This window comes from Enterobacter wuhouensis (assembly GCF_035835995.1).
Lineage (GTDB): Bacteria > Pseudomonadota > Gammaproteobacteria > Enterobacterales > Enterobacteriaceae > Enterobacter > Enterobacter wuhouensis.
On sequence record NZ_CP142124.1, the window covers coordinates 3219824 to 3245911 of the forward strand.

The window sequence follows — 26088 nt, forward strand, 5'->3', positions numbered from 1 at the left end:
CTATGGTCAAAACACTATAACGCATATGGCACGAGGGAGAAGAGAGAAACAGGCGCGACGGAACGCCGCGCCGGAGAGATTAGAAGCCTGCGCTCACGCCCACGTACGGGCCGTCGGCCAGCGCGTTATCGCGGTTGCCGTCTTTACCGGCCAGGTTCAGGTAACGATAGCCCGCTTCGATAGTGATCGGACGCATGATGGTCCAGCGCGCACCGGCGTTGGCCTCTTCATAGCTGTCAATACCGCTGGAGAGCGAGTCCGGAGAGTAGTAGTACTCGCCAAACAGGCCGAAGCTGTCGCCGATTTTCCACTGCAGGCCGCCGCCCACTGCCGCCGCGTAGCCTTCATCACCGTCGTTCGGGTTGGTGTAAATGCCTTTCCCGCCAACGGTCGCCAGGAACGGGCCCAGCGGAACGTTCAGACCCAGGCCGAGGCTTGCCGCATCGCCGTCGTCATCGTTATGCGTCCAGCCGCCGGTCATCGCCAGGCCGGAGGTTTCCGTACCCAGGCCAAAGCCCAGGTGGGTATAATCCTGACCCGCCGAGCCGTTAAAGCTGATGGCGTTTGCCGCCGAAGAGATAATCATCAGGCCTAAGCCCATCAATGCCACTTTTTTCATTGTCGTGATCCCGCACAATTTAATTAGAGATGTCCCAAAACCGCGAGATTTTAACCTGAGTCTCTCTGGGATCAATGGACTCTGCGTGCGTAGGACGATTAGTTTGTAACGATTTGATAATATCCGCCTTTATTCCATCAGCAAAAAACGGATTTTCACGCTCAGCCCGCCTAAGGCTTCGCTGCGCGCCAGCTGCAGATGGCTACGGTGCAGCCGGGCAATATCGCTCGCCAGCGCCAGCCCAATGCCCGATCCGGCCGCGTCGCCCACGTTATCGAGACGGTGAAACGGCAGCACGGCCTGTGGGATCAGATTTTCTGCAATACCCGGTCCGCTGTCCTCCACGCTCAGCTCAACCGCCCCGCTACCCGCGCGCAGGAAAACCGTCACGATCCCTCTCTCCGGCGTGTATTTGATGGCATTATCCAGCAGGTTGGCGCAGAGTTCGCTCAGTAAAACAACATCGCCTTCCATTAACATCGGCTGTTGTTCGCCGTCGTACCCCAAATCGATCGCTTTGCTGCGCGCCTGCGCCAGCCGGGAAAAGCAGCAGTTCTGCACCACCTGCACCAGATCTACCGGCGTGAACTGGCGCTCTCCCTGCTCTTTGCGCTTCACCGCCGAAAGCTGCAGCAGGCGTTCAGTCAGCACAATGGTGTTATCCAGCGTCACGTTCATCGCCCGGAGGCTTTCCTGCCACAGCGCGGGATCGTTGCGGGTTAAAGCCACCGAGACCTGCGTTTTGAGCACCGCGAGCGGGGTTTTAAGCTGATGAGAGGCGTCGGCATTAAAGCGTTCCTGGCGCGAAAGCACGCCGCGCAGCCGGTCAATATAGCGGTTAAAGGCCACAATCAGCAGGCGGGTTTCTGACCACGGCAGCAGCTCCGGCAGCGGCGCCAGCAGCCCCGGCTCGCGCCGCACCATCAGCGAGGAGAGCTGGCGCATCGGGCGGAGCACGCGGCGTAACAGCCAGGCCGTTAAGTTCAGCGTCAGCAGCACCAGCAGCCCCTGAGAAACCCAGGAGGAAAAGAGCAGCTGGCTGGCGAGATAGCGACGGGACTGCAGCGTTTCGGCGACGTAGATCTCAGCCATGCCGACGATATTGTCCTCATTAACGGGCTGAAGCAGCTTCGCCACGCGGATCGCCTGCCCGCGATATTCGGTGTGATAAAACCAGGCCAGCGCCGGGTAAAGCGTGGTGCGCGACGTGGAGGGCGGCATCTTCGGCAGGTCGTCGTAGCCGGAGATCACCCGCCCGTCGGGATCGACCACCTTGTAGTACAGCCTGTCGTTCATATTAAGCTCGAAGCTGTCGAGCACCACCCAGGGTACGTTGACCTCCAGCCTGCCGTCGTGAACCACCAGCCGCTCTGACACCGTTCGCGCCGACGATAGCAGCGTTCGGTCATACGCCTGCGTCGCCGCCTGCAGGGCGCTGACGTAGCTGTTAAACGCCGACAGTCCCCACAACAGCAGCAGCGGTAAGCCCAGAAAGAGCAATAGCTGCAGATAAAGCGACTGCGGCTTAGCCCACTTCATCGCCGCACTCCAGCACGTAGCCCAGCCCGCGCAGGGTGGTGATCTTCACGCCGCTGCCGCTCAGCTTCTTGCGCAGGCGATGAATATAGAGATCGATGCTCTCCGGGCTGACGTCATCGTTCAGGCTGAACACCTGGTCGAATAATTGCTGCCGCGAGACGGGCCGGGTCCGGCGATGCATCAGCACCTTCAGCAGGGAAAGTTCGCGCGGCGTCAGGGAGAGCGGTTCATCGTGCAGCATGAAAAAGCCTTCATCGTCATACTCCAGCGCCCCCAGAAGCTGGCGCTCCTGCGTGCGCCCTTCGCTTCGGCGCAGCAGCGCGCGCAGGCGCGCATCAAGCTCTTCCAGCTCGAAGGGCTTCGGCAGATAGTCATCCGCCCCGGCGTTCAACCCCTTCACCCTGTCCGCCACGTTGCTGCGGGCGGTGAGAAACAGCACGGGAAGCGTCTGCCCGCGCTTTCGCAGACGGTGGACCACCTCCAGCCCGTCGAAGCCGGGCATGCCGATGTCCAGAATCGCAACGGCATAGTTTTCCCCCTGCAGCAGATGGTCCGCCGCCCTTCCGTCGTTAACGCAGTCCACGGCAAAACCTCCCTGCACCAGCGCTTTCTCCAGCCAGTGAGCCAGCTCACGATTATCTTCCGCGAGTAAGAGACGCATATCACATCCTGTAAAGTTGGTGTCGCAGTGAAAGGGAAATGAAAGGTTATTGTTTTAACAATCACGCAACGGAACCGCTACAAGGCGGTTCACATAATCAGAAAAAAGACCTGTACCCGTACCCCCGGTTTTCCGGCGTGAGGATAAATGATGAAAAAACAACTACTTTCGACTTTTGCTGCAAGCGTATTACTGTTGAGCGCGTCTGTCGTCCAGGCGCAGGACGCTCCGTCCCGCACGGAGTGCATCGCCCCGGCTAAGCCCGGCGGCGGCTTCGACCTGACCTGCAAGCTGATTCAAGTCAGCCTGCTGGAGACGAAGGCCATCGAGAAGCCGATGCGCGTCACCTACATGCCCGGCGGCGTGGGCGCGGTAGCCTACAACGCCATCGTGGCGCAGCGCCCTGCCGAAGCCGGCACCGTGGTGGCCTTCTCCGGCGGCTCGCTGCTGAACCTGTCTCAGGGGAAATTTGGCCGTTACGACGTGAACGACGTGCGCTGGCTCGCGACCGTGGGAACGGATTACGGCATGATCGCCGTGCGCACGGACTCCCCGTGGAAATCCCTAAAAGATCTGCTGACCGCAATGGAAAAAGATCCGAACAGCGTGGTGATTGGCGCGGGCGCGTCGATCGGCAGCCAGGACTGGATGAAAGCCGCCCTGCTGGCGCAGCAGGCAAAGGTCGATCCGCACAAGATGCGCTACGTGGCCTTTGAAGGCGGCGGCGAGCCGGTCACGGCGCTGATGGGCAACCACGTTCAGGCGGTCTCCGGCGATCTCAGTGAAATGGTGCCTTACCTGAGCGGGGACAAAATCCGCGTGCTGGCGGTCTTCGCGGAAAACCGCCTGCCGGGCCAGCTGGCGAACGTTCCTACCGCCAAAGAGCAGGGCTATAACCTGGTCTGGCCGATCATTCGCGGCTTCTTCGTTGGGCCAAAAGTGACCGACGCCGAGTACCAGTGGTGGGTTGAGACCTTCGCCAAACTTCAGCAGACCGACGCGTTCAAAAAGCAGCGCGATCTGCGCGGGCTGTTTGAGTTCAACCTCAACGGTCAACAGCTGGATGACTACGTCAAAAAACAGGTGAATGACTACCGCGAGCAGGCAAAAGCCTTTGGCCTGGCGAAATAACCGGAGGCGCTATGAGCGATCGTATTTTTGCCGGAATATGGCTGCTGCTCTGCGTTGGCGGACTGTTCGTTGCCTGGCAGATCCACAGCGAGTACAGCTATGAACCCGTGGGGCCGCGCCCCTTCCCGATGGGCATTGTCGGCCTGATGCTGCTCTGCTCGGTGGCGCTGCTGCTGCGCCATCCGGATACCGTGGAGTGGCCGCCACGTCGGATTTTACAACGCCTGCTGGTGATGGTGATCGTGCTGCTGATGTACGCCTGGGGCTTTGAATGGCTCGGCTTCCCGGTTGCTACCGCCATTCTGACAATGGTCATCGGCATGTTGTTTAACGCTACCCTGCCCGCGGCCGGGCTGTCGGGCGCGGTGCTGGGCATTTTGCTCTGGTACGCCTTCGACCGCCTGCTGGACGTGACCTTACCCCTTGGCGCATGGTTTAACTGACGGAGCACGCTATGGATACCTGGATTTACCTCTCGCAGGGGTTCGCGGTGGCGATGACCCCTGAAAACCTGGTGATTGCCCTGATCGGCTGCTTTGTGGGGACGATCGTCGGCCTGCTGCCCGGCCTGGGCCCCATCAACGGCGTGGCGATTTTACTGCCGCTGGCCTTTGCCCTGCACCTGCCGGCGGAATCCGCGCTGATCCTGCTGGCAACGGTCTATATCGGCTGCGAATACGGCGGACGTATCTCGTCGATACTGCTCAACGTTCCCGGCGATGCCGCCGCCATTATGACCGCCCTCGACGGTTATCCGATGGCGCAGCAGGGTCGCGGCGGCGTGGCGCTCTCTATTTCCGCCGTCAGCTCGTTCTTTGGCTCCATGATCGCCATTGGCGGCATCATTCTGTTCGCCCCTGCGCTGGCCCAGTGGTCGCTGGCGTTTGGCCCGGCGGAGTATTTTGCGCTGATGGTGTTTGCTATCGCCTGCCTCGGCAGCATGATGGCGCAGAACCCGCTCAAATCGTTTTTGTCCGCGCTGATTGGCCTCAGTCTGGCCACCGTCGGCGTTGACGCCAACACCGGGGTTTATCGCTTCACCTTCGACAGCGTTCACCTGTCCGACGGCGTGCAGTTTATCGTCGTCGTGATTGGCCTGTTCTCTGTATCGGAGATCTTACTGATGCTGGAACATACCAGCAGCGGGCAGACGCTGGTGCGCAAGACCGGCCGAATGCTCTTTAACGCCAAAGAGGGGGCGCAGTGTATCGGTGCCACCCTGCGTTCGTCGGTGATTGGCTTCTTCGTCGGCGTCCTGCCCGGCGCGGGGGCAACCATCGCCAGCGCCATCACCTACATGACCGAGAAAAAGCTGAGCGGCAACAGCGACAGCTTCGGCAAAGGCGATATTCGCGGCGTCGCTGCGCCAGAGGCGGCCAATAACGCCTCGGCCTGCGGCTCGTTTATCCCGATGCTGACGCTCGGCGTGCCGGGCTCCGGCACCACGGCGGTGATGATGGGCGCGCTGACGCTCTATAACATTACCCCGGGCCCGGCGATGTTCACAGAGCAGCCGGATATCGTCTGGGGCCTAATTGCGGCGCTGCTGATTGCCAACGTGATGCTGCTGGTGATGAACATTCCGCTGATCGGCCTGTTCACCCGCATGCTGACCATTCCCCTGTGGTTCCTGGTTCCGGCTATCGCCGCCGTCTCTGCGGTTGGGGTGTACGCGGTGCACAGCACAACCTTCGACCTGGTGCTGATGGTGCTGCTTGGCGTGCTGGGGTACATCTTACGCAAGATGCACTTCCCGATGTCGCCGCTGATTTTAGGCTTCGTACTGGGTGAGATGCTGGAGCAAAACCTGCGCCGCGCCCTTTCCATCAGCAACGGCAATATGGCGATCCTGTGGGAGAGCAGCGTGACGAAGGTTCTGCTGGCGATGGCGATCGTGGTCATTGTGGTGCCGCCGGTACTGCGCCTGGTGCGTCGGCGCCAGCGCAAGCCTCAGCCGGACGTCGGCTGATCAGCTTCTAAGCAGGGCATTGACCCACTGTTTTAACGCCTGGCGGGAGATTTTAATCCCGCCATTTTTTAGCTCTGCGGGCAGTGCCAGCCAGTGCACCGGCTGTTCAAAACGCGCCAGCCTGCCCTGGATCCAGTCAGGGAATTGCGCGATATCCGTTCCCGGCTCGCACTCCACCACCGCCACCGGACGCTGTCCGAACTCGGCGTCGTCCAGCGGGACGATAAACACCTGGCTTATCTGCGGATGCGTGGCGATAACGCGCTCCAGCGATTCGGGTTGGATCCCCTCTCCTCCGCTGAAAAAGAGGTTGTCCATACGACCTAAAATCGTCAGACGACCGTTGCGCCATTCCCCGCGATCGCGGGTGGCAAACCAGCCCTGCGCGTTAGTGAGCGGAAGAAGCGCACCGTCTCGCCAGTAGCCCGCCGCCATGCTTTGCGCTTTGATCCAGATTTCCCCCTCGACCAGCTTCACTTCCCGACCCGGCAGGGCGGTTCCCACATCCGGCTCGCCGTCCGCCGCTTTCGCGCAAACGGTTGAGGCAAACTCCGTCAGGCCGTAACCGCAGAAGGTACGAATGCCTTTCTCCCGCGCCTTCGCCGTCAGCTCAACGGGAATGGCCGCCCCGCCGAGCAGAACGGCCTTCAGCGCAACACGCTGCTGTGCATGAAGCAAACGCCAGAGCTGCGTCGGCACCAGAGACGCATGGGTGCAGCCCTGCAGCGCCTGCTCCAGCGGCTGTTTCTCACGCACGGTTAACCGCGCGCCCGCCAGCAGCCAGCGCCACAAAATGCCCTGGCCAGAGACGTGGAACAGCGGCAGCGACAGCAGCCAGTCATCGTCATCACCGTAGGGCATCAGCGCCAGCACGCCCTGCGCGCTGGCAAGATGCGCCGCGCAGGTGTGAACGGCCGCTTTCGGCAGGCCCGTCGAGCCTGAGGTTAACGTCATAGAGGCCAGGCGCTGCGGCTGCCACGAGGCTGCACGATCGCCTGAACACTCGCTCATGCTCAGTAAAGGCAAGCCGTCAAACGCGCCGTCCAGCACCAGCGCATGGCGCAGCGTCATTGGCGGGATCAGCACGTCCAGCAGCGGTCCCGGCAGCTGAGGGTTCACCGGAAGAATACGCGCGCCGCACTGGAGCAGCGCGAGCCACGCCAGCAGGGTCTGCGGATGGTTATGGGCGAGCAGCATTACCCCCTCGCCTTCCTCCACGCCCTGACGATGGAACCCGGCGGCAAGGCTATCAACGCGCGCGCACAGCTGTTGCCAGGTGAGAACCTCATCGTTCAGCCGCAGAGCGGGCCTGTCGGGCCACTGCGCGCGCCAGTGCCGCCACGGCCAGTCGGTAAACCTCATAGCAGCGGCTCCAGCGCTCCAGCGCCGAGGCACGGCAGCGCGCTGTCCGGCCACTGACGAATAAGCTGGGACTGCATCAGGCTCAACGTGTCGAGGCCGGGGATAGTGTCCGGCGTTAACCATGCCGCGATGCGCGCCAGCTGCGTCAGCCCGAGGCTGGACTCAATGGACGAACTGATCACCGCCGTCTGGCCCAGGGCGTGCGCAGCCTCAACCTGCTCGCGTACTTTTTGCAGGCTGCCGGTGAGCGTCGGCTTGATCACCACCGCGCTGACGCCCGGCTCGGCGACAAACGCAAAATCAGGTTCGCGCAGGCTTTCATCCCAGGCTATCGCAATGCCCGTTTCACGGGCAAAGGCGCGGGAGTCGTCCCGCGTTTTGCACGGTTCTTCCAGAAACGCGATGCGGTTGCGGTAGGCCGGGTTGACGTACTTCGCGAACTGCTGGGCCTTGAGCGGCGTCCAGGCGCGGTTGGCGTCCAGACGCAGGCGCAGATCGGGGATCGCTTCCAGCAGCAGATTCGCCACCATCCCGTCGCGCACCGCTTCGTACAGGCCAACTTTGATTTTCGCCACTTTCTCGCCGGGCATGGCGGAGAGCTGCGCGAACAGGTCGTCCGGATCGCCGGTGCAGAGCGGCGCGGCGCGATAATTTGCCTCAAGGGGCAAACTGTCGTCCAGCTCCGCCAGCGCGCAGCTGATGCCGAAGGCGGCGGAAGGCAGGTCCGGCAGCGCCGGATTACCGCCTTCCCGCCACTCGCGCACCCAGGCCAGCAGCGCCGCCTGCGCGTCATCCAGCGACTCGAGGCTAAAGCCCGGCAGAGGTGAAACTTCACCCCAGCCTTCCCGCTCGCCCTGACGAAGATGCACGAAGAGTCCGTCACGGGTTTTTAACCGCCGCTCGCGCAGCACCACGCCCGCGTCCATCGGTATCTGCCAGCGGTAAACCTGCGCGCGACGCATTACGGGTTCCGTTTGTATTTGCTGAAGTCCGGCTGGCGTTTTTCGTTAAACGCGTTGCGTCCTTCCTGACCCTCTTCGGTCATGTAGAACAGCATGGTGGCGTTACCCGCCAGCTCCTGCAGGCCCGCCTGACCGTCGCAGTCGGCGTTCAGTGCGGCCTTCAGGCAGCGCAGCGCCATCGGGCTGTTTTGCAGCATCTCGCGGCACCAGCGCACGGTCTCTTTTTCGAGATCGGCAATCGGCACCACGGTGTTGACCAGGCCCATATCCAGCGCTTCCTGAGCGTTGTACTGACGGCACAGGAACCAGATTTCGCGCGCTTTTTTCTGCCCAACGATGCGCGCCATGTAGGATGCGCCCCAGCCGCCGTCGAAGGAGCCGACTTTCGGGCCGGTCTGGCCGAAGATGGCGTTTTCCGCAGCAATGGTCAGGTCACACATCATGTGCAGCACGTGGCCGCCGCCGATGGAGTAACCGGCGACCATCGCGACAACCGGTTTTGGACAGGTGCGGATCTGGCGCTGGAAGTCGAGCACGTTCAGGTGGTGCGTACCCGCATCGTCCTGGTATCCGCCGTAGTCGCCGCGCACTTTCTGATCGCCGCCGGAGCAGAACGCTTTGTCGCCTTCGCCGGTCAGCACAATCACGCCGATGTTGTCGTCATAGCGCGCATCGGCCAGCGCCTGAATCATCTCTTTGACGGTCAGCGGACGAAACGCGTTGCGCACCTGCGGACGGTTGATGGTGATTTTGGCGATGCCGTCGGCGGATTTATGGTAACGAATGTCGGTGTAACCTTCGGAGCAGTCCTGCCATTCAACCGGCGCGTAAAGCATGTGTTCATCAGGATAGATCATAGAGTGTCCTTTATTCGAAGACGCAGTATCTGTGCCAGGCTCGCGGCAACCGCACCGGGATTTTCCCGATGGGCGTTGTGCCCGGCGTGAGGAATAACGTGGCGTTCGGCGTTCAGTTCGGCGGCGATGGCCGCAAACTTCTCGTCACGTTCGCCATAGAGATAATAAAAAGGGGCGTTGTACGCGCTCAGCGCAGAACGCAGGTCGGGCTGCACGGCCAGGGAGGTGGCCTCAAGCATTGCCGCCAGATTCGCGCCGTCGTTACGGCTACGCAGCGCGATCAGCTCGCCGCGCTGGGCGTTCGTAAGCGAGGCAAACACCGGCTGTTGATACCAGTCGGCAAAGACCTCTGCGAGCGGTTCAGTGCGAAAACGCGTTGCCCAACGGCGATCGGATGCTAACCGCACCTCGCGCGCATCTGCATTCTGTAGCCCAGGATGACCGCCTTCAACGACAATCCCGCTCAGCCCCGCTGGCTGCTGGCAGGCATGGAACATCGCAATGCGGCCGCCGAGGGAGTACCCCACCAGCCAGTAGTTAAGTATGTTGTAACTAAGAAGCGTGCTGGCGAGTAAATCGCTCACGTTGGAGAATCCAGAAACGGAAATTCCGGCAGATCCTCCGTGCCCAGGCAGATCAAGATACAGCCGGGGATAGTCTGTTAACGACTCCCCAACCGTCTGCCACTCGCGGCAGTCGCCGGAGAAACCGTGCAAAAAGACCAGCCAGGGGTAGCCTGGTTTTCCGGCCCGCTGCGCGCCAGCCAGGATCACAGGTGGCTCACCTGGGCGAGCAGGTGCTGCAGCTTTTGCGCCCCGTCAGAATCATTCACCACCAGCTCAACCAGCGTTGCGCCGGGCTGTTTCCACGCCGCGCTTAACGCCGCCTCCAGCTGTTCCCAGCTTTCCGGGCGATGATATTTCAGGCTAAACATCGCCGCCGCGTGCTCAAACTGCACGTTTTGCGGCATCAGATAAAAGCGCTCGCGCTCGCTTTGCGGCGTCGGCAGCAGGGAAAAAATTTGCCCGCCGTTGTTATTGACCACAATCAGCACAACGGGCGCGGATGCCTGACGCAGCAGCGCCAGCGCGTTCAGATCGTAGAGCGCGGAAAGATCGCCCACGATCGCCAGCGTCGATTTTGCGCTGGCGCGCTGCACGCCCGCCGCCGTTGAGATCAGCCCGTCGATGCCGCTGGCACCGCGGTTGCTGTAAACGGGGTAGCCCGCGGGCAGCTTAGAGAGCGCGTCAATCAGGCGCACCACCAGGCTATTGCCGACAAACAGCTGACCCTGCTCGGGCAGATACTGACGTATACGGTGCGCCAGCCCGGCTTCGCTAAAATCGTCGCACTGCGCCTGGGTGAGTTCCCACGCCTGACGCGACAGTTCAGGGATCTCAACGGCCCAGGGCTTGCGCTTTTCTGCCGGATGGAGGTCCAGCCAGGCGTCAATGTCGCTCACCAGGCGACGCCCGCGATGGTGAGCGGGATCGAGCCGCCCTTCCAGCGGGTCCACCAGCCAGTACTCTTCCGGCGTGCAGGTCGCCTGCCACTGCAGCAGGCGTTTGCCGGTGAGGCTGGAGCCAATCTGCACCACAATTTGCGCCTGCGAAAGCTCGGTGACGGCCTTCGCGTTGCCCAGCCAGAGATCGGCGCAGGGCAGCGGCTGCCCGGTCTGGGAGAGCACATCGCCAATCAGCGGCCAGCCGAGGGTTTGCGCCCATTCGGCGACCAGCTTCCCTTCGGCGGCGCTCATGCGCCCGGCAACCACCACGCCGCGTTTTTGTCGCCAGAAGAACCAGTCGCGCTGTTTTGCGCTTTCAAGATGCGCCTGCTCGCGCAGCCAGGGCTTTTCGCTCTCCCACCAGTCGCCGAGCTGCTGCTGCCAGGCGAGGCCGGTGTCGTCCATTTCGCCGTACAGCGGCTCGGCAAACGGACAGTTGATATGCAAAGCGCCGCTGCGCAGCGATCCCAACGCGTGATCGAGCGTTGAAACCAGCCAGCTTGCGGGAATGTCCTGGGTAGGACGCGGTAACGCAACCGCCTGCGCGGGGTGAGAGGAAAATATCCCCGGCTGGCGGATCGCCTGATTGGCGCCGCAGTCGATAAGCTCAGGCGGGCGATCCGCCGTGAGCAGGATCAGTTTTTCACCGGTTAACCCGGCCTCGATAATGGCCGGATAGAGGTTTGCCACCGCCGTACCGGACGTAACGATCACCGCCACCGGCGCTTTACTGACTTTTGCCAGGCCCAGCGCCAGATGGCCCAGACCGCGCTCGTCAAAATGGGTGTGATGAATAAATTCCCGATTTTCGGCCGCCGCCAGCGTCAGCGGCGTGGAGCGCGAACCCGGTGCAATGCACACGTGCCTGACGCCATGGCGGGTCAGGGCTTCGAGGATCACCGTCGCCCAGCGCCGGTTAAAAGAACTTACTGACATGAGTTTGTCCGGTATCAATAATGCGACACAGTATAAATAATAGAAAAATTTGGAATTTTGATATGAATCGGTAATGCGCGAATCAGTATTAATCCCTAAGGAGCAGAGAACGCAGCCCGGCGGCTTTGTTTTCTATTTCCTGCCACTCCTGTTCCGGGTCTGATCCGCTGACAATCCCTGCCCCAGCGTAGAGCCGAAGCTGAGCATCCTGAACGCGCGCGGAGCGTAGCGCCACACAGAACTCGCTTTGCTCGGGCGACAGATACCCGGCCGATCCGGCATACCACTCGCGATCGAAGGGTTCGACATCATCAATAAATTCGCGCGCCGCCTGACGCGGTAGCCCGGCGACGGCCGCCGTCGGCTGTAGCACGTGCAGGCACAGCGCATCGTCGGCCTGTTTTAGCGCGGTCCAGATACAGCGGCGCAGGTGCTGGACCTTACGCAGGCGTACAACCTGGGCGGGCAGCACCTCAAGGGTGCGGGTATGATGCTGCAATCGCTCGCAGATATCCTCCACCACCAGCATATTTTCACGCTGATTTTTATCATCTTTCATCAGCCAGTCGCCCAGCTTTTGCGCCTGGCTATCGTCGCCGTGGCCGGCAACCGTTCCTGCCAGCGCCTCGGTGCGCAGCAGGGTGCCGCGACGCCGCCACAGGCGCTCCGGCGTGGAGCCGAGAAACGCGCTGCGGGCATCAAATACCATGCAAAAATGATAGCAGTTTAAATTGAGCGCGCGGCTGGCGGCCATCAACGCAACGGCGTTAAGGGATTGATTGAGCTGCAGATCGGTGGCCCTGGCGAGCACCACCTTTTCAAAATTACCGCGCGCGATAGCGTCCGTTGCCTGGTGGATAAGACGCAGCCATACGGATTTTTGCGGCTGATGCCTCTCCTGTATAACCTGCACCGACAGCGGGCGGATGGGGCTAGCGTCCCGGAGCTGGAGTAAAAATGCCTGCGCGACGATCGCATCGTCCGCAAGCGAGCTGTCGCTCCACAGCTGCAGGCGCAACGTGGCAGCCCCGCCCTGACGTCGCCAGAGCAGGCGCGGTAAAAACAGGTTCCCCTGCTCAGGATTAAAGGCGTTAAGGCCGCAGATGCGCGTATCGGGCGCCGCGTTCTGCTGCTGCAAAAACTGCGAGGCCGACGAGAGTGCGTCAAAGTGGGCAACGGCACCGAGCGCGGCGAGTTCTTCATCACCGTTGCGCTGCTGCCAGTAGAATTGAGGATAGATTTGCTGAGCACCCAGCCAGGCCAGGGGATCGAAAGCATCGTTCAATGGGAAAGAGACGTCGAAATGACGCATACCGGGTGTAGCGGGTAGCGCTTGCGCAAGCTGGCTGCGCAGACGTTCCAGCGCGAGGAAAATCGAATGCACGCGAACCTCTCCCTGTTGAAACCTCGCATTATACGGGGTACTGACCGAAAATAGCAGTACCCACGTATAGGGAGTGGTTAAGGTTTTTAAGCGCCGTTAACGGCGGGCTAACAGTAGCCCCAGCACCAGCCCCACGGCGGCACCTGCGCCGATGCCTTGCCACGGTTTCTCATGCACGTAATCATCGGCACGATATACCGCTTTTTTGGCCCGGTAGTAGTAATTGTCAGACGCATGGCTGACGCGGTTTTTCACTTCATGCAGCGCCTGTTCGGCACGCGCCTTCAGCTCAATATACTTCTGATCGGCAGGGTCGCCCGACGAACGCAGCACCTCTTCCAGCGTTTCGCTCAGCAAGGCCAGGTCGTCGTCGATACGGGTATCCCAGGATTGAAATGACATATTTTTCTCCATGTTGTTACACCAGTCCGCTAACTATAGCCAACGACGTGCGATTACGCCTGCTTCGCTTCCCGCGCCATGCCAACGTGCGGTATGCCATCCTCGTCGTAAACGTCGGTCACCGGGGCAAAGCCAAAGTGCGCATAGAATGACTGAAGATGTGCCTGCGCGCCCAGGTATAACGCCCTGTCAGGCCACTGTTTTTCGCAGGATGAGAGCGTTTTTTCCATCAGCTGATAGCCCAGCTTTTCGCCGCGCGCGTTGCCGCTAATGATGACCCGGCCAATGACCACCGGCTCAAAATCATCGGCGCTTTTCAGAATCCTCGCATACGCCACCAGCTCGTTATCGCGCCAGCCGAGTACATGGCGGTTTTCTCCGACCAGGTCATCACCGTCGATATCCAGATACGGGCAGGTTTGTTCTACAACAAACACTTCGCAGCGCAGTTTTAACAGCGCGTAAAGTGACTGAACGGTAAGCTCGCTATGGTGTAAATCTTGCCACTGAATCATGTCTGTCTCCTTCCTGGGGTTCATCACGTTATACTAAACCCCTTCCCATTCGGCAAAGGGCTGATTGCGTTATGGAACTGATTTTTCTGGGTACGTCCGCTGGCGTGCCGACCCGGTCGCGAAATGTGACGGCAATCCTGCTGGATTTGCAGCATCCCACCCGCGGCGGGCTGTGGCTGTTTGACTGCGGTGAAGGGACGCAGCACCAGCTGCTGCGCACCGCGTACCATCCGGGCAAGCTGGACAAGATTTTTATCACCCACCTGCACGGCGATCATCTTTTTGGCCTGCCCGGCCTGCTGTGCAGCCGCTCGATGGCGGGCATTGCGCATCCGCTCACGATCTACGGTCCGAAAGGTATTGCCGAGTTTGTTGAAACCACGCTGCGCCTGAGCGGCTCGTGGACGGATTATCCGCTGGAGGTTGTCGAGATTGCAGAAGGTCTGGCGTTCGATGACGGCGATTACAGGGTGACCGCCTATCCGCTGAATCATCCGGTTGAGTGCTACGGCTACCGCATAGAGGAGCAGGATAAACCCGGCGCGCTAAACGCCGCTGCGTTAATCGCCGACGGCGTGAAGCCGGGCCCGCTCTTCCAGCGCCTGAAGCAGGGCGAAACCGTCACGCTGGAAGACGGGCGCGCGGTGAACGGGCAGGACTATCTTTCTGCGCCTCAGCCGGGGAAAAAGCTGGCAATTTTTGGTGATACAGCACCTTGTGCCGCTGCGCTTTCGCTGGCTCAGAGCGTGGACGTCATGGTGCACGAAGCCACGCTGGAAGCGGCGATGGAAGAGAAAGCCAACGGTCGCGGCCATAGCTCGACGCGCCAGGCTGCACGGCTGGCGCGTGAGGCGGGCGTCGGGAAGCTGATCGTCACTCACGTAAGCTCACGCTACGACGCGCAGGGATGTGAACGCCTGCTGGCAGAGTGCCGCGAGGTGTTCTCTGAGTGCGTGCTGGCGGAAGATTTTACTCAGGTCAGCGTTTAGTCCTTCATTTTTCCCTCAGGATGCCGATAACGATTAAAAGGTCAGCATTTCTCTTGAGGGTAGAATGGATAATTTCCAGAAAGATATTGATGACAGGGCGAATCTCACCCTGTCCAACCGTTTTGAACTGTTGCTGTTCCGTCTTGGCACCTCTCTGAACGAAAACAAATCCGAGCTGTTTGGCATTAACGTGTTCAAGCTGCGCGAAATCGTGCCGATGCCGGAGTTCACCAAACCCGCCGGCATGAAGTCGCCGCTGATGGGGATGGTGAACATTCGCGACCAGGTGATCCCGGTCATTGACCTCGCTGCCGTCGCCGGGTGCAAACCGACGACCGGACTGAACATTTTGCTGATCACCGAATACGCCCGCAGCGTGCAGGCGTTTGCCGTGGAGTCCGTTGAGAACATCATGCGTCTCGACTGGAAGCAGGTTCACGCCGCCGAAACCGCCGTCAGCGGGCGCTACATCACCAGCATCGCCTGCCTCGACGAGAAGACCGATACCAACGATCTGGCGATGGTTCTGGACGTTGAGCAGATCCTGTATGACATCACCCCGGCGAACCACGACCTGCACGCCACCAACCTGAAAACCACCAAATTCAACATCAAGCCGGGCTCGGTCGCCATTGTGGCGGAAGACTCCAAAGTGGCGCGCTCGATGCTGGAGAAAGGCCTGCAGGCGATGGAAATCCCGGCCCAGCTGCACATCACCGGGAAGGACGCGTGGGAGAAAATTGGCGTGCTGGCCGCGCAGGCTCAGGCCGAGGGCGTGCCGATCACCGATAAAATCGCGCTGGTGCTGACCGACCTGGAAATGCCGGAGATGGACGGCTTTACGCTGACGCGCAAAATCAAGACCGATCCGTTCCTGAAGGATATTCCGGTGGTGATCCACTCATCTCTGTCCGGCAACGCCAACGAGGATCATATTCGCAAGGTGAAGGCCGACGGCTACGTGGCGAAGTTTGAGCTGAACGAGCTGTCGTCGGTGATTGAGGAAGTGCTGGACCGCTCGATGAAGAAGATAGACGGGCCGTTGATCAGCCGGAAGCAGCTGGCTTAGTCGGGTGGCGCTTCGCTTACCCGACCTACAAAACCCGTAGGCCCTGCAAGCGTAGCGCCGCTGGGCAATAAAAAACCCGCCGAGGCGGGTTTTTTGTTTTTACATTAATGGCATCGCTCGCTGCACGATATCAATCAGCGGCTGCGGATAGATACCGAAGATCAGCACCAGCAGCGCGGAGATCAGTACCACAATCCCCCCGGCGCTGTACTGCCAGTTGGTCGGCGCATCGCGGTTGAGCTGCTGAGGCGCGCTCAGGTACAGGCTCACGGCAACGCGCAGGTAGTAGTAGAGACCAATCGCGGAGCCGATAACGACACCCGCCGTCAGCCACCACAGACCCGCATTAACACCGACGGCCAGCACGTAGAACTTACCGATAAAGCCCAGCGTCATCGGGATACCGGCCAGCGAGAGCATCATCACCGTCATCACCGCAGATAGAATCGGACGGTGCCAGAACAGACCGCGGTAGGAGAACAGTGAATCTGCATCCGGGCCACGGTACGGGCTGGACATCAGGCTCACCACGCCGAAGGCGCCGAGGCTGCTGAACAGGTAACCCGCCAGATACACGCCCACGGCTTCCATCGACATCTCGCCGCTTTGGAGCGCAATCAGCGCCACCAGCAGGTAGCCCAGGTGGGAGATAGACGAGTAGCCCAGCAGACGCTTGATGTTGGTCTGGCTCAGCGCCATCAGGTTACCGAAGATGATGGAGACGAACGCGATAATGCCCAGCACCACGCGAACCGCTTCACTGTCACCTACCGGCGCGTACAGGAACAGACGCATCACCACACCGAAGATAGCGATTTTGCTCGCCGTCGCCAGGAAGGTCGACACCGGCGCCGGAGCGCCCTGGTATACGTCTGGCGTCCACAGGTGGAACGGCACCAGAGAGAGCTTGAAGCCGAGGCCCACGATCATCATGCCCAGACCCGCCAGCAGCAGCGGCTCGTGCAGCATGCCGTCGCCGAGGCTCTTGCCGATGGCCAGGAAGGAGAGATTCCCCGTCTGTGCGTACAGCAGCGCGATACCGAACAGCAGGAACGACGACGCGGCAGCGGACAAGATGGTGTATTTGATCGCCGCTTCCAGAGAGCGCTTCTGGCGGAAGGCGTAACCAATCAGGCCGAACAGCGGCAGTGAGATCAGCTCAATACCGAGGAACAGCGCGGCCAGGTGGTTCGCGTTCGCCAGCAGAATGCCGCCCAGTGCGGCAATCAGTACCAGCAGGTAAAACTCTTCTTTGTTGTCGTTGTAGCCTTCAAGCCACGGGTACGCAAAGGTGCAGGTTGCCAGGCTCGCCAGCAGCACCAGACCGGTGTACAGCATGGCGTAACCGTCAACGCGCATCAGCGGCGTGACGTCCATCGCGCCCGCCTGGCCAACAAACCAGAGGGAGACTAACGCAGCGTTCAGACCCAAAACGGACAGGGTCGCATTCAGGAAGTGATTGCGTCGCCACGCAATGGAGAGCATCACAACCACCACCGTCAATCCGACGATCAGCAGCGGTAGCAGCGCGATCAGTTGTTGTGGAGTTATTGTCATGGCGAATTACGGCCTTGTAGTAGAAGCAGAATTAACAAACCACTGCTGGATGTTACCCATCGCGGAATGCGAGGTATCCAGAATCGGCTGCGGATAGAAGCCCAGCAGCACCAGCAGTACGACCAGCAGCAGGATGATGAACAGCTCGCGCAGCGACATCCCCGGCAGTTCTTTTGCAACAATTTCGCTCTTCGCTTTACCGAAGTAGGCGCGATGCAGCATCGCCAGCGAGTAAACGGAAGCAAACACCAGGCCAAAGGTGGAGATGACGGTAATCATCGGAACCACCTTGAAGCTGCCGAACAGAATCATAAATTCGCCGACGAAGTTACCGGTGCCCGGCATACCCAGCGTCGCCACCGCGAAGAACATGGAGAGCGCAGGCAGCCATTTCATTTTGCCCCACAGGCCGCCCATCATACGCATGTCGCGGGTGTGCAGACGTTCGTACAGCTGACCGCACAGAATGAACAGACCGGCTGCGGAGAGACCGTGCGCAATCATCTGAATGACCGCGCCCTGATACGCCAGCTGGCTGCCGGTGTAGATGGCAATCAGCACGAAGCCCATATGGGAAACGGAGGTGTAGGCAATCAGACGCTTGATGTCGTACTGCGTGAAGGCCATCCACGCGCCGTAGAAGATACCGATCACGCCGAGCCACATGGCAATCGGTGCGAACTCTGCGGAGGCGTTCGGGAACAGCGGCAGTGCGAAACGCAGCAGGCCGTAGGCCGCGGTTTTCAGCAAGATGCCCGCCAGGTCAACGGAACCCGCCGTTGGCGCCTGGGAGTGCGCGTCTGGCAGCCAGCCGTGCAGCGGAACCACCGGCATTTTCACCGCGAAGGCGATGAAGAAGCCCAGCATCAGCAGGTATTCCACGCCGTGAGACATCGGGGTCTTCAGCAGCTCTTCGTAGTTGAAGGTCCAGACGCCGGTCGCGTTGTAGTGAACGAACACCAGCGCCAGGATAGCAATCAGCATGACCAGACCGCTCGCCTGGGTGTAGATGAAGAACTTGGTTGCCGCCGTGATGCGCGTTTTACCGTCGGACGCCTTGTGGCCCCACAGCGCGATCAGGAAGTACATCGGCACCAGCATCATCTCCCAGAAGAAGAAGAACAGGAACATGTCGATGGCAAGGAACACGCCGATCACGCCGCCCAGGATCCACATCAGGTTCAGGTGGAAGAAGCCCTGGTATTTTTCGATTTCTCGCCAGGAGCAGAGTACCGCCAGAACGCCGAGGAGGCCGGTCAGCACCACCATCAGCAGCGACAGGCCGTCGATTGCCAGGTGGATCGTAATGCCGAAACGTGGGATCCACGGCAGGATAAACTCAGACTGCCACTGCGGAATACCCGCAGACTGGGTCAGTGAGTAACCGCCCTGCAACCACAGTTGCAGGCCAAGCGCGAGCGTCAATCCCATGGTGATCAGCGCGATCCAGCGCGGCATCTTCACGCCAAAGCGTTCAGTCTGCCAGCACAGGAAGCCGCCGATGAAGGGAATTAATATTAGCCAGGGTAGTAACATGGCGATTTACATTCCTTTTTAAGGCCCCCAGCAGGGGCCTGATTTTCAACGAATTCGAATAAAATTCACTTAACGATCAACGCAACACCATCAACAGCGCCAGCACAACAACCGCACCGATGCTCATGGACGCCACATACCAGCGCAGGTAACCGTTCTCGCTGTACAGCAGGCCTTTACCTGCAAAGCGGGACAGGATCGCCGGGATGTTCATCAGGCTGTTCAGCGGATCGCGCTTCAGCAGCCACGCGATGCCCAGGAACGGCTTAACGAAGATCATGTCGTACAGCCAGTCGAAGCCCCACGCGTTGTACCACCAGGTGCCCAGCAGACGGCCTGGCGCACTGTTGGCAACGGCAGTCACCAGCGTACGTTTGCCCAGCCACAGCCATGCCGCAATCAGGATGCCCGCGATAGCGACCACGCCGGAGGTGATTTCAAGCGTCAGAACGCGACCGTGCTCAAGCTCGGTTGTTGCCGGGAGTACGCCCTGCAGCGGTGGCACAATCATCGCGCCAACGAAGGTGGAGAGTACCAGCAGCACAATCAGCGGCAGGTGGTGGGTGATCCCCTTCCCTGCGTGAGCGTGAATTTGTTCTTTACCGTGGAATACGATGAAAATCATACGGAAGGTATACAGGGAGGTCATGAACGCACCGACCAGACCCGCTACCATCAGATTGATATGACCATTCGCCATGGCACCCGCAAGGATTTCGTCCTTACTGAAGAAGCCTGCGGTAATCAGCGGCAGCGCCGACAGCGCCGCGCCGCCTACCAGGAAGCAGACATACACCAGCGGGATGGACTTACGCAGTCCGCCCATCTTGAAGATGTTCTGCTCGTGGTGGCAGGCCAGGATCACGGAACCGGACGAGAGGAACAGCAGCGCTTTAAAGAACGCGTGCGTCATCAGGTGGAAAATGGCCGCGTCCCACGCCTGAACGCCCAGCGCCAGGAACATGTAGCCAATCTGGCTCATGGTGGAGTACGCGAGAACGCGCTTGATGTCGGTCTGCACCAGCGCGGCAAAGCCTGCCAGCACCAGCGTGACCGCGCCCACGATACCCACCAGATGCAGAATTTCCGGGGTCATCAGGAACAGGCCATGGGTACGCGCAATCAGGTAGACACCGGCGGTGACCATGGTCGCGGCGTGGATCAGCGCGGAGACCGGGGTAGGACCCGCCATCGCGTCGGCCAGCCACGTCTGCAGCGGCAGCTGCGCGGATTTACCCACGGCACCACCCAGCAGCATCAGCGTTGCCCACCACAGCATGTTGTTGCCTGCTTCGAAGTGCGCCGGCGCCAGTTCCACCATTTCGCGGAAGTTCAGCGTGCCCAGTTCGTTGTAAAGAATGAACAGCGCGAAAGCGAGGAACACGTCACCCACGCGGGTCACGACGAACGCCTTCATGGCCGCTGCGCCATTCTTCGGATCGGTGTAGTAGAAGCCGATCAGCAGGTATGAACACAGACCCACGCCTTCCCAGCCCAGGTACATCAGCAGCAGGTTATCGGCCAACACCAGAACAACCATGCTGGCGATAAACAGGTTGGTGTAGGCGAAGAAGCGGGAATACCCCTCTTCACCGCGCATATACCAGGAGGCGAACATGTGGATCAGGAAGCCCACGCCGGTGACCACGGAGAGCATGGTCAGAGACAGACCATCCAGCACCAGGTTGAAACCGATGTTGAAATCACCGACCGACATCCAGGTCCACAGCGGCACGCTGAAAGGCTGACGTCCGCTATTTAAGAAGTCGATACCCGCATACGCCGTGACCAGCGCAGCCAGACCGATGGAGCCGATGCCCACGGTCGCAGACAGATTCTCAGACCAGCGGCCGCGAGAAAACGCCAGCAGCACGAAGCCAATCAGCGGAAAAATAATGGTTAAGGCAAGCATGTTCATCCACGCAACTCACTTACTGAATCGATGTTCAGGTTCTGGCGGCGACGATGGAGCTGCAGCAACAGCGCCAGGCCAATACTCGCTTCGGCAGCCGCAAGGCTGATGGCGAGAATGTACATCACCTGACCGTCGGCCTGGCCCCAGTAGCTCCCGGCGACCACGAAGGCCAGCGCGGAGGCGTTAATCATGATTTCCAGACCGATCAGCATAAACAGCAGATTGCGGCGGATAACCAGACCGGTTAAGCCCAGAACGAACAAAATCGCAGCGAGGATCAGTCCATGTGTTAAGGGGATCATGCGCGCTCCTCCGTTTTTCTCTTCGCGCGGTCATCGGTGCGGTTGCTCAGCACCTCACCAATGCGCTCTTCACGACCGACGTGGAAGGCAACAACCAGGCCCGCCAGCAGCAGCATTGACGCCAGTTCAACCGCCAGAACGTACGGGCCAAACAGGGCGATGCCCACAGCCTTAGCGCTGATTGGCGTGCCGTCGATGCCCTGATCGTTCACGCCCAGAATGGCGTAAACAATCACCACCAGCATGATGGCCGACAAAATTGCCGGACCAATCCACACCTGCGGTTTAAGCCACTGACGTTCCTGCTCAATTTCAGAGCCGCCCAGGTTCAGCATCATCACCACGAACACGAACAGCACCATGATGGCACCGGCGTAGACGATGATTTCCAGCGCACCGGCGAAGTGCGCGCCCAGCGCAAAGAACACCCCAGAAATGGCCAGCAGCGAAATGATTAAGTACAGCAGCGCATGCACCGGATTGGTGTGCGTGATCACTCGCAGCGTAGCCAGGATGGCGATAAGGCCACAGATATAAAAAGCGAATTCCATTGCCCTCTCCTTACGGTAACAGGCTCTTGACGTCGATAGGCTTAGCTTCGTTCTCTGCTTCGCCCTTATCTTTGCCGTCGATTGCCATACCCGCCATCCGGTAGAAGTTATATTCCGGGTATTTGCCCGGACCGGAAATCAGCAGATCCTCTTTCTCGTACACCAGGTCCTGACGCTTGTACTCACCCAGCTCGAAGTCTGGAGTCAGCTGAATCGCCGTGGTTGGGCACGCTTCTTCACACAGACCGCAGAAGATGCAGCGTGAGAAGTTGATGCGGAAGAACTCAGGATACCAGCGGCCGTCTACCGTCTCTGCTTTCTGCAGAGAGATACAGCCTACCGGACACGCTACCGCACACAGGTTACAGGCAACGCAGCGCTCGGAGCCGTCCGGATCGCGCGTCAGCACGATACGGCCGCGGTAGCGCGGCGGCAGATATACCGGCTCTTCCGGGTACATCTGGGTTTCGCGTTTGGCAAACGCGTGCAGGCCGATCATCCAGATACTGCGTACCTGGGTGCCGAAACCTACCAATAATTCTTTTAAGGTCATGATCTCAAAGCCCCTTATGGCTGCTGCCAGAGAATGACAGCCGCCGTTACCAACAAGTTGACGAGCGTCAGCGGCAGGCACACTTTCCAGCCGAAGGACATTACCTGGTCATAACGCGGACGCGGTAAGGACGCACGAATCAAAATGAACATCATCATGAAGAACGCGGTTTTCAGCGCGAACCAGATGAACGGCGGTAAGAACGGGCCATGCCAGCCACCAAAGAACAGCGTTACCATCAACGCGGAAATGGTGACGATACCGATGTACTCGCCCACGAAGAACAGGCCGAACTTCATGCCGGAATATTCAATGTGGTAACCGTCGGCCAGTTCCTGTTCGGCTTCTGGCTGGTCAAACGGGTGACGGTGACACACCGCCACGCCCGCGATAGCAAAGGTAATAAACCCAAAGAACTGCGGGATAACGTTCCAGATGTCGGCCTGGTTGTTGACGATGTCGGTCATATTAAATGAACCGGCCTGCGCCACCACGCCCATCAGGGATAGCCCCAGGAACACTTCGTAGCTCAGCGTCTGCGCGGAAGCACGCATTGCACCCAGCAGCGAGTATTTGTTGTTACTGGACCAGCCTGCGAACAGGACCGCGTAAACCGCGAGGCCTGCCATCATCAGGAAGAACAGAATGCCGATGTTCAGGTCAGCGACCACCCAGGTCGGGCTGACCGGAACGATAGCAAACGCCAGCAGCAGCGAGGTGAAGGCGATCATCGGTGCCAGAGTAAAGATCACGCGGTCCGAGAAGCGCGGGATCCAGTCCTCTTTAAAGAACATCTTGATCATGTCCGCGACCAGCTGGAGTGAACCACCCCAGCCCACGCGGTTCGGTCCGTAACGGTTCTGGAACAGACCGAGCAGACGACGTTCACCAAAGCTCATGAACGCGCCGCAGGTGACCACCACCAGCAGGATAACGACTGCTTTCAGAATGCTCAGCAGAATGTCGATAAGATCCGGCGTTAACCAACTCATGCTATTGCCTCCTGCAGGTTATCAAGACGCGCACCCGCCAGTACCGGCGCGATGCCTGGCATACCCATCGGCAGACCCACCTGCCCCGCTGTCAGACCTTCGGAGATAATCAGCGGCAGGCTGATTGTCTGGCCGTCATAGCTGAAGGCAATGTTCGCACCCGCGTTAACGCCAAGCTTCGCGGCGTCCGCCGGGTTGAGCTTGATGTACGGCTGCGGCATACGGGTCTGGAAGACCGGAGAACGCTGGGACATTTCGTCGCTACCGAACAGATGGTAGTACGGCGCGATACGCCAGTTACCGTCCTGAGCCTCGAAGCTCGCCGGAACGGTGGTGAAGAAGTCCAGACCGGTTTCAGAGGCTTCAATCAGGCGCACGCCCGGATCGCCGTGGCGCAGGGAGCCGCCCACTTCAGCCTGGAACTTGTTCCATGCCTGCGGGGAGTTCCAGCCTGGTGCCCATGCGAACGGAACCTGAGAGCGCGGCGCAGACGGCTGGTTGTTCCCTTCCATGGAGAAGGCAAACATAGTGTCTTTGTCCTGCGGCTGACGCGGTTCGTGCACGCTGATGTTGGCGCGCATGGCGGTCCGACCGCTGTAGCGGTGCGGCTCACGCGCCAGTTTCTGGCCGCGAATGCGGAAGCTTGCGTCAGGTGCCGCATCTTTGATGCCGGCCAGCTGAGGCAGTTTTTCTACTACCGCGTCGATAACGTGGTCGAGCTGCGTCCAGTCCACTTCACGGCTCTGCACGGTGCTGTGCAGGGAGTGCAGCCAGCGCCAGCTTTCCAGCATCACGGTGTTGCTGTCGTAGTAGGCCGGGTCGTAAACCTGGAAGAAGCGCTGCGCGCGGCCTTCGTTGTTGATCACCGTACCGTCGCTTTCTGCGAAGCTTGCCGCAGAGAGCACCAGGTGCGCTTTGTCCATGATCGCGGTGCGCTGATGGTCGATAACCATTACCAGCGGCGCTTTTGAGAGCGCGGCGTCAACGCGTGCCGCAGAAGCGTGGCGATGCAGGTCGTTTTCCAGCACCACAACGGCGTCGGCAGAACCGGATTCCAGTTCGCTTAACGCTTCTTCCAGCGAGCCGCCGCCGATCATGCCCAGACCGATGCTGTTCACCGCACGGGCAATCATGGTCACACCGACGTCCGCACCGCGGCCTTTCAGGGCTTTGGCAACGTTGGCGGCTGCCTGGATAATCTCGGCGCTGCCGGCGTTGGTACCGGAAATAATCAGCGGTTTCTTCGCACCCGCCAGGGCCTGAACAATCACGTCGACCTTGTTCTGCAGGTCGCGATCCAGCTCAACCGACGGAGAGTTGTTGTCCAGCGCGTGGGCAATCGCAAAGCCAAGACGCGCCTGATCTTCAACCGGCGCGCAGTAGGTCCACGCGGCGATGTCGTCCAGACGGGTGTTGTCGACGTTGGTCACAAACAGAGGATGCTTGGCGCGCTGGCCGATGTTGAGGATCGCCGCAATCTGCCAGTCGGCCACTTTCTGCGCCGCTGCCATTTCACGTGCTTTACCCTTCACCGCCTGGCGAACCGCCAGAGCCGCGCGTGCGCCGGTCTGCGTCAGGTCTTCACCCAGCACCAGCACCGCATCGTAGGATTCGATTTCGCGCAGCGCCGGGGTATGAATCCCGCCTTCACGAAGCACCTTCAGTACCAGCTGCAGACGTTCCTGCTCGCCCTGGGCGATACCGGTATAGAAGTTTTCCGCCCCAACCAGCTCGCGCAGCGCAAAGTTGCTTTCGATGCTGGCGCGCGGGGAGCCGATACCAATCACTTTCTTCGACTGGCGCAGAATATCCGCCGCGCCCTGCATCGCCTGCTCGGCGTTCAGGGTAATGAAGTCGTCGCCACGGCGCTGAACCGGCTGACGCGGACGGTCTTTCAGGTTCACATAGCCATAGCCGAAACGACCGCGGTCGCAGAGGAAGTAGTGGTTAACGGTACCGTTGTAACGGTTTTCGATACGGCGCAGTTCGCCGTAACGCTCACCCGGACTGGTGTTACAGCCGAGGGAACACTGCTGGCAGATGCTTGGCGCAAACTGCATGTCCCATTTACGGTTGTAGCGCTCGGAGTGGGTTTTATCCGTGAATACGCCGGTCGGGCAGATTTCTACCAGGTTACCGGAGAATTCGCTCTCAAGCGTACCGTCTTCCGGACGACCAAAGTAGACGTTGTCATGTGCGCCATAGACGCCCAGATCCTGACCGTCCGCGTAGTCTTTGTAGTAACGCACGCAGCGGTAGCAGGCGATGCAGCGGTTCATTTCGTGTGAGATGAACGGCCCCAGATCCTGGTTACGGTGGGTACGCTTGGTAAAGCGATAGCGACGGAAGCTGTGACCGGTCATGACGGTCATATCCTGAAGGTGGCAGTTACCGCCCTCTTCACAAACCGGACAGTCGTGCGGGTGGTTGGTCATCAACCATTCCACCACGCTTTCGCGGAACTGTTTGGCTTCTTCGTCATCAATCGAAATAAAGGTGCCTTCGGTGGCTGGCGTCATACAGGACATTACCAGGCGACCACGCGTGTCTTCCGCGTTTTGATATTGCTTCACCGCACACTGGCGGCAAGCACCGACGCTGCCCAGCGCCGGATGCCAGCAAAAGTACGGAATATCGAGGCCAAGAGACAGACAAGCTTCTAGCAGGTTGTCCGCCCCGTTGACTTCGTATTCTTTGCCGTCTACATGAATCGTAGCCATTAGCATGCTTCCAGTTGGCTCGAATTGCTTCGAGCGTTAATCAAAATTCTTTTTATCACCCTC

General features: G+C 59.9%; 24 protein-coding genes. 5 read left to right on the forward strand and 19 right to left on the reverse strand.

The window, feature by feature from the left end:
* Positions 1-79: 79 nt before the first annotated feature.
* The 3 genes from VPX56_RS15345 to tctD all read right to left on the reverse strand — a co-directional run bounded on the left by VPX56_RS15345 (position 80) and on the right by tctD (position 2819).
* The gene (locus VPX56_RS15345) at positions 80-619 is read right to left on the reverse strand and encodes a YfaZ family outer membrane protein (RefSeq protein ID WP_131634902.1); all 540 of its coding nucleotides are present in this window, start codon (positions 617-619) and stop codon (positions 80-82) included.
* Between the two features lie 129 nt (positions 620-748).
* Positions 749-2158 carry a sensor histidine kinase gene (locus tag VPX56_RS15350; RefSeq protein WP_326467445.1) on the reverse strand — a complete coding sequence of 470 codons (1410 nt, stop codon included), beginning with the start codon at positions 2156-2158 and terminating at the stop codon, positions 749-751.
* Positions 2145-2819, reverse strand: a complete 675-nt coding sequence (tctD, locus tag VPX56_RS15355) for a transcriptional regulator TctD (RefSeq protein WP_131634900.1) — start codon at positions 2817-2819, stop codon at positions 2145-2147. Before tctD ends, VPX56_RS15350 begins: the two co-directional genes overlap by 14 nt.
* 150 nt (positions 2820-2969) lie before the next feature.
* Here tctD and VPX56_RS15360 point away from each other — a divergent pair, with 150 nt between their 5' ends.
* Genes VPX56_RS15360 through VPX56_RS15370 form a run of 3 tightly spaced genes read left to right on the forward strand, consistent with a single transcriptional unit; the run spans position 2970 to position 5919 of the window.
* The gene (locus VPX56_RS15360; RefSeq protein ID WP_131634898.1) at positions 2970-3950 is read left to right on the forward strand and encodes a Bug family tripartite tricarboxylate transporter substrate binding protein; all 981 of its coding nucleotides are present in this window, start codon (positions 2970-2972) and stop codon (positions 3948-3950) included.
* Between the two features lie 11 nt (positions 3951-3961).
* Positions 3962-4393, forward strand: coding sequence for a tripartite tricarboxylate transporter TctB family protein (locus VPX56_RS15365; protein WP_131634897.1), 432 nt, complete (start codon positions 3962-3964; stop codon positions 4391-4393).
* A gap of 11 nt (positions 4394-4404) precedes the next feature.
* Positions 4405-5919: a tripartite tricarboxylate transporter permease gene (locus VPX56_RS15370; RefSeq protein WP_131634896.1), complete on the forward strand. Its 1515-nt coding sequence runs from the start codon at positions 4405-4407 to the stop codon at positions 5917-5919.
* On the opposite strand, the gene menE is transcribed toward VPX56_RS15370, so the two are convergent.
* The 8 genes from menE to VPX56_RS15410 form a co-directional block, all read right to left on the reverse strand.
* Positions 5920-7281: an o-succinylbenzoate--CoA ligase gene (gene menE / locus VPX56_RS15375; RefSeq protein ID WP_263609848.1), complete on the reverse strand. Its 1362-nt coding sequence runs from the start codon at positions 7279-7281 to the stop codon at positions 5920-5922.
* Positions 7278-8243 (reverse strand): o-succinylbenzoate synthase, encoded by a 966-nt coding sequence (gene menC, locus VPX56_RS15380; RefSeq protein ID WP_131634894.1) that lies wholly within the window; start codon positions 8241-8243, stop codon positions 7278-7280. The genes menE and menC overlap by 4 nt, the downstream gene beginning before the upstream one ends.
* Positions 8243-9100 (reverse strand): 1,4-dihydroxy-2-naphthoyl-CoA synthase, encoded by an 858-nt coding sequence (menB, locus tag VPX56_RS15385; RefSeq protein ID WP_080328564.1) that lies wholly within the window; start codon positions 9098-9100, stop codon positions 8243-8245. The genes menC and menB overlap by 1 nt, the downstream gene beginning before the upstream one ends.
* Complete coding sequence (gene menH / locus VPX56_RS15390) at positions 9097-9873, reverse strand: 2-succinyl-6-hydroxy-2,4-cyclohexadiene-1-carboxylate synthase (RefSeq protein WP_326467453.1); 777 nt, start codon at positions 9871-9873, stop codon at positions 9097-9099. The genes menB and menH overlap by 4 nt, the downstream gene beginning before the upstream one ends.
* Positions 9870-11540, reverse strand: a complete 1671-nt coding sequence (menD, locus tag VPX56_RS15395) for a 2-succinyl-5-enolpyruvyl-6-hydroxy-3-cyclohexene-1-carboxylic-acid synthase (protein WP_326467455.1) — start codon at positions 11538-11540, stop codon at positions 9870-9872. The genes menH and menD overlap by 4 nt, the downstream gene beginning before the upstream one ends.
* Positions 11541-11628: 88 nt before the next feature.
* A complete protein-coding gene (menF, locus tag VPX56_RS15400; RefSeq protein ID WP_326467457.1) occupies positions 11629-12924 on the reverse strand; it encodes an isochorismate synthase MenF in 1296 nt (431 codons plus the stop codon).
* A gap of 96 nt (positions 12925-13020) precedes the next feature.
* A complete protein-coding gene (gene elaB / locus VPX56_RS15405) occupies positions 13021-13326 on the reverse strand; it encodes a stress response protein ElaB (RefSeq protein ID WP_131634890.1) in 306 nt (101 codons plus the stop codon).
* Positions 13327-13379: 53 nt separating this feature from the next.
* Entirely contained in the window at positions 13380-13841 is a 462-nt protein-coding gene (locus VPX56_RS15410) for a GNAT family N-acetyltransferase (RefSeq protein WP_326467460.1), read from the reverse strand.
* A 71-nt stretch (positions 13842-13912) separates the two neighbouring features.
* Between VPX56_RS15410 and rbn the strand changes: the two genes are divergently transcribed.
* Together rbn and VPX56_RS15420 are read left to right on the forward strand one after the other, a co-directional pair.
* Positions 13913-14830 carry a ribonuclease BN gene (rbn, locus tag VPX56_RS15415; protein WP_326467462.1) on the forward strand — a complete coding sequence of 306 codons (918 nt, stop codon included), beginning with the start codon at positions 13913-13915 and terminating at the stop codon, positions 14828-14830.
* A 64-nt stretch (positions 14831-14894) separates the two neighbouring features.
* Positions 14895-15899 (forward strand): chemotaxis protein, encoded by a 1005-nt coding sequence (locus VPX56_RS15420; protein ID WP_131634887.1) that lies wholly within the window; start codon positions 14895-14897, stop codon positions 15897-15899.
* Between the two features lie 99 nt (positions 15900-15998).
* Here the strand turns inward: VPX56_RS15420 and nuoN are convergent, their stop codons facing one another.
* From nuoN to nuoG, 8 genes are all read right to left on the reverse strand, one after another.
* A complete protein-coding gene (nuoN, locus tag VPX56_RS15425) occupies positions 15999-17456 on the reverse strand; it encodes an NADH-quinone oxidoreductase subunit NuoN (RefSeq protein WP_131634886.1) in 1458 nt (485 codons plus the stop codon).
* Positions 17457-17462: 6 nt separating this feature from the next.
* A complete protein-coding gene (nuoM, locus tag VPX56_RS15430) occupies positions 17463-18992 on the reverse strand; it encodes an NADH-quinone oxidoreductase subunit M (protein ID WP_131634885.1) in 1530 nt (509 codons plus the stop codon).
* Between the two features lie 76 nt (positions 18993-19068).
* Complete coding sequence (gene nuoL / locus VPX56_RS15435) at positions 19069-20910, reverse strand: NADH-quinone oxidoreductase subunit L (protein ID WP_119937085.1); 1842 nt, start codon at positions 20908-20910, stop codon at positions 19069-19071.
* Positions 20907-21209: an NADH-quinone oxidoreductase subunit NuoK gene (nuoK, locus tag VPX56_RS15440; RefSeq protein ID WP_006176506.1), complete on the reverse strand. Its 303-nt coding sequence runs from the start codon at positions 21207-21209 to the stop codon at positions 20907-20909. The genes nuoL and nuoK overlap by 4 nt, the downstream gene beginning before the upstream one ends.
* Complete coding sequence (gene nuoJ, locus VPX56_RS15445; protein WP_131634883.1) at positions 21206-21760, reverse strand: NADH-quinone oxidoreductase subunit J; 555 nt, start codon at positions 21758-21760, stop codon at positions 21206-21208. The genes nuoK and nuoJ overlap by 4 nt, the downstream gene beginning before the upstream one ends.
* 10 nt (positions 21761-21770) lie before the next feature.
* Positions 21771-22313: an NADH-quinone oxidoreductase subunit NuoI gene (nuoI, locus tag VPX56_RS15450; RefSeq protein WP_010433353.1), complete on the reverse strand. Its 543-nt coding sequence runs from the start codon at positions 22311-22313 to the stop codon at positions 21771-21773.
* A 14-nt stretch (positions 22314-22327) separates the two neighbouring features.
* Positions 22328-23305 (reverse strand): NADH-quinone oxidoreductase subunit NuoH, encoded by a 978-nt coding sequence (gene nuoH, locus VPX56_RS15455; RefSeq protein ID WP_010433351.1) that lies wholly within the window; start codon positions 23303-23305, stop codon positions 22328-22330.
* Positions 23302-26025 (reverse strand): NADH-quinone oxidoreductase subunit NuoG, encoded by a 2724-nt coding sequence (gene nuoG, locus VPX56_RS15460; protein ID WP_326467469.1) that lies wholly within the window; start codon positions 26023-26025, stop codon positions 23302-23304. Before nuoG ends, nuoH begins: the two co-directional genes overlap by 4 nt.
* Positions 26026-26088 lie beyond the last annotated feature (63 nt).

Coding starts and splice junctions, on each gene's coding strand:
- VPX56_RS15410 (WP_326467460.1), bottom strand. CDS start 13,841: ATGATTCAGTGGCAAGATTTACACCATAGCGAGCTTACCGTTCAGTCA.
- nuoG (WP_326467469.1), bottom strand. CDS start 26,025: ATGGCTACGATTCATGTAGACGGCAAAGAATACGAAGTCAACGGGGCG.
- nuoJ (WP_131634883.1), bottom strand. CDS start 21,760: ATGGAATTCGCTTTTTATATCTGTGGCCTTATCGCCATCCTGGCTACG.
- tctD (WP_131634900.1), bottom strand. CDS start 2,819: ATGCGTCTCTTACTCGCGGAAGATAATCGTGAGCTGGCTCACTGGCTG.
- menB (WP_080328564.1), bottom strand. CDS start 9,100: ATGATCTATCCTGATGAACACATGCTTTACGCGCCGGTTGAATGGCAG.
- menC (WP_131634894.1), bottom strand. CDS start 8,243: ATGCGTCGCGCGCAGGTTTACCGCTGGCAGATACCGATGGACGCGGGC.
- VPX56_RS15365 (WP_131634897.1), top strand. CDS start 3,962: ATGAGCGATCGTATTTTTGCCGGAATATGGCTGCTGCTCTGCGTTGGC.
- elaB (WP_131634890.1), bottom strand. CDS start 13,326: ATGTCATTTCAATCCTGGGATACCCGTATCGACGACGACCTGGCCTTG.
- nuoM (WP_131634885.1), bottom strand. CDS start 18,992: ATGTTACTACCCTGGCTAATATTAATTCCCTTCATCGGCGGCTTCCTG.
- nuoK (WP_006176506.1), bottom strand. CDS start 21,209: ATGATCCCCTTAACACATGGACTGATCCTCGCTGCGATTTTGTTCGTT.
- menE (WP_263609848.1), bottom strand. CDS start 7,281: ATGAGGTTTACCGACTGGCCGTGGCGGCACTGGCGCGCGCAGTGGCCC.
- rbn (WP_326467462.1), top strand. CDS start 13,913: ATGGAACTGATTTTTCTGGGTACGTCCGCTGGCGTGCCGACCCGGTCG.
- nuoH (WP_010433351.1), bottom strand. CDS start 23,305: ATGAGTTGGTTAACGCCGGATCTTATCGACATTCTGCTGAGCATTCTG.
- nuoL (WP_119937085.1), bottom strand. CDS start 20,910: ATGAACATGCTTGCCTTAACCATTATTTTTCCGCTGATTGGCTTCGTG.
- VPX56_RS15370 (WP_131634896.1), top strand. CDS start 4,405: ATGGATACCTGGATTTACCTCTCGCAGGGGTTCGCGGTGGCGATGACC.
- nuoN (WP_131634886.1), bottom strand. CDS start 17,456: ATGACAATAACTCCACAACAACTGATCGCGCTGCTACCGCTGCTGATC.
- VPX56_RS15420 (WP_131634887.1), top strand. CDS start 14,895: ATGGATAATTTCCAGAAAGATATTGATGACAGGGCGAATCTCACCCTG.
- VPX56_RS15345 (WP_131634902.1), bottom strand. CDS start 619: ATGAAAAAAGTGGCATTGATGGGCTTAGGCCTGATGATTATCTCTTCG.
- menD (WP_326467455.1), bottom strand. CDS start 11,540: ATGTCAGTAAGTTCTTTTAACCGGCGCTGGGCGACGGTGATCCTCGAA.
- nuoI (WP_010433353.1), bottom strand. CDS start 22,313: ATGACCTTAAAAGAATTATTGGTAGGTTTCGGCACCCAGGTACGCAGT.
- VPX56_RS15350 (WP_326467445.1), bottom strand. CDS start 2,158: ATGAAGTGGGCTAAGCCGCAGTCGCTTTATCTGCAGCTATTGCTCTTT.
- VPX56_RS15360 (WP_131634898.1), top strand. CDS start 2,970: ATGAAAAAACAACTACTTTCGACTTTTGCTGCAAGCGTATTACTGTTG.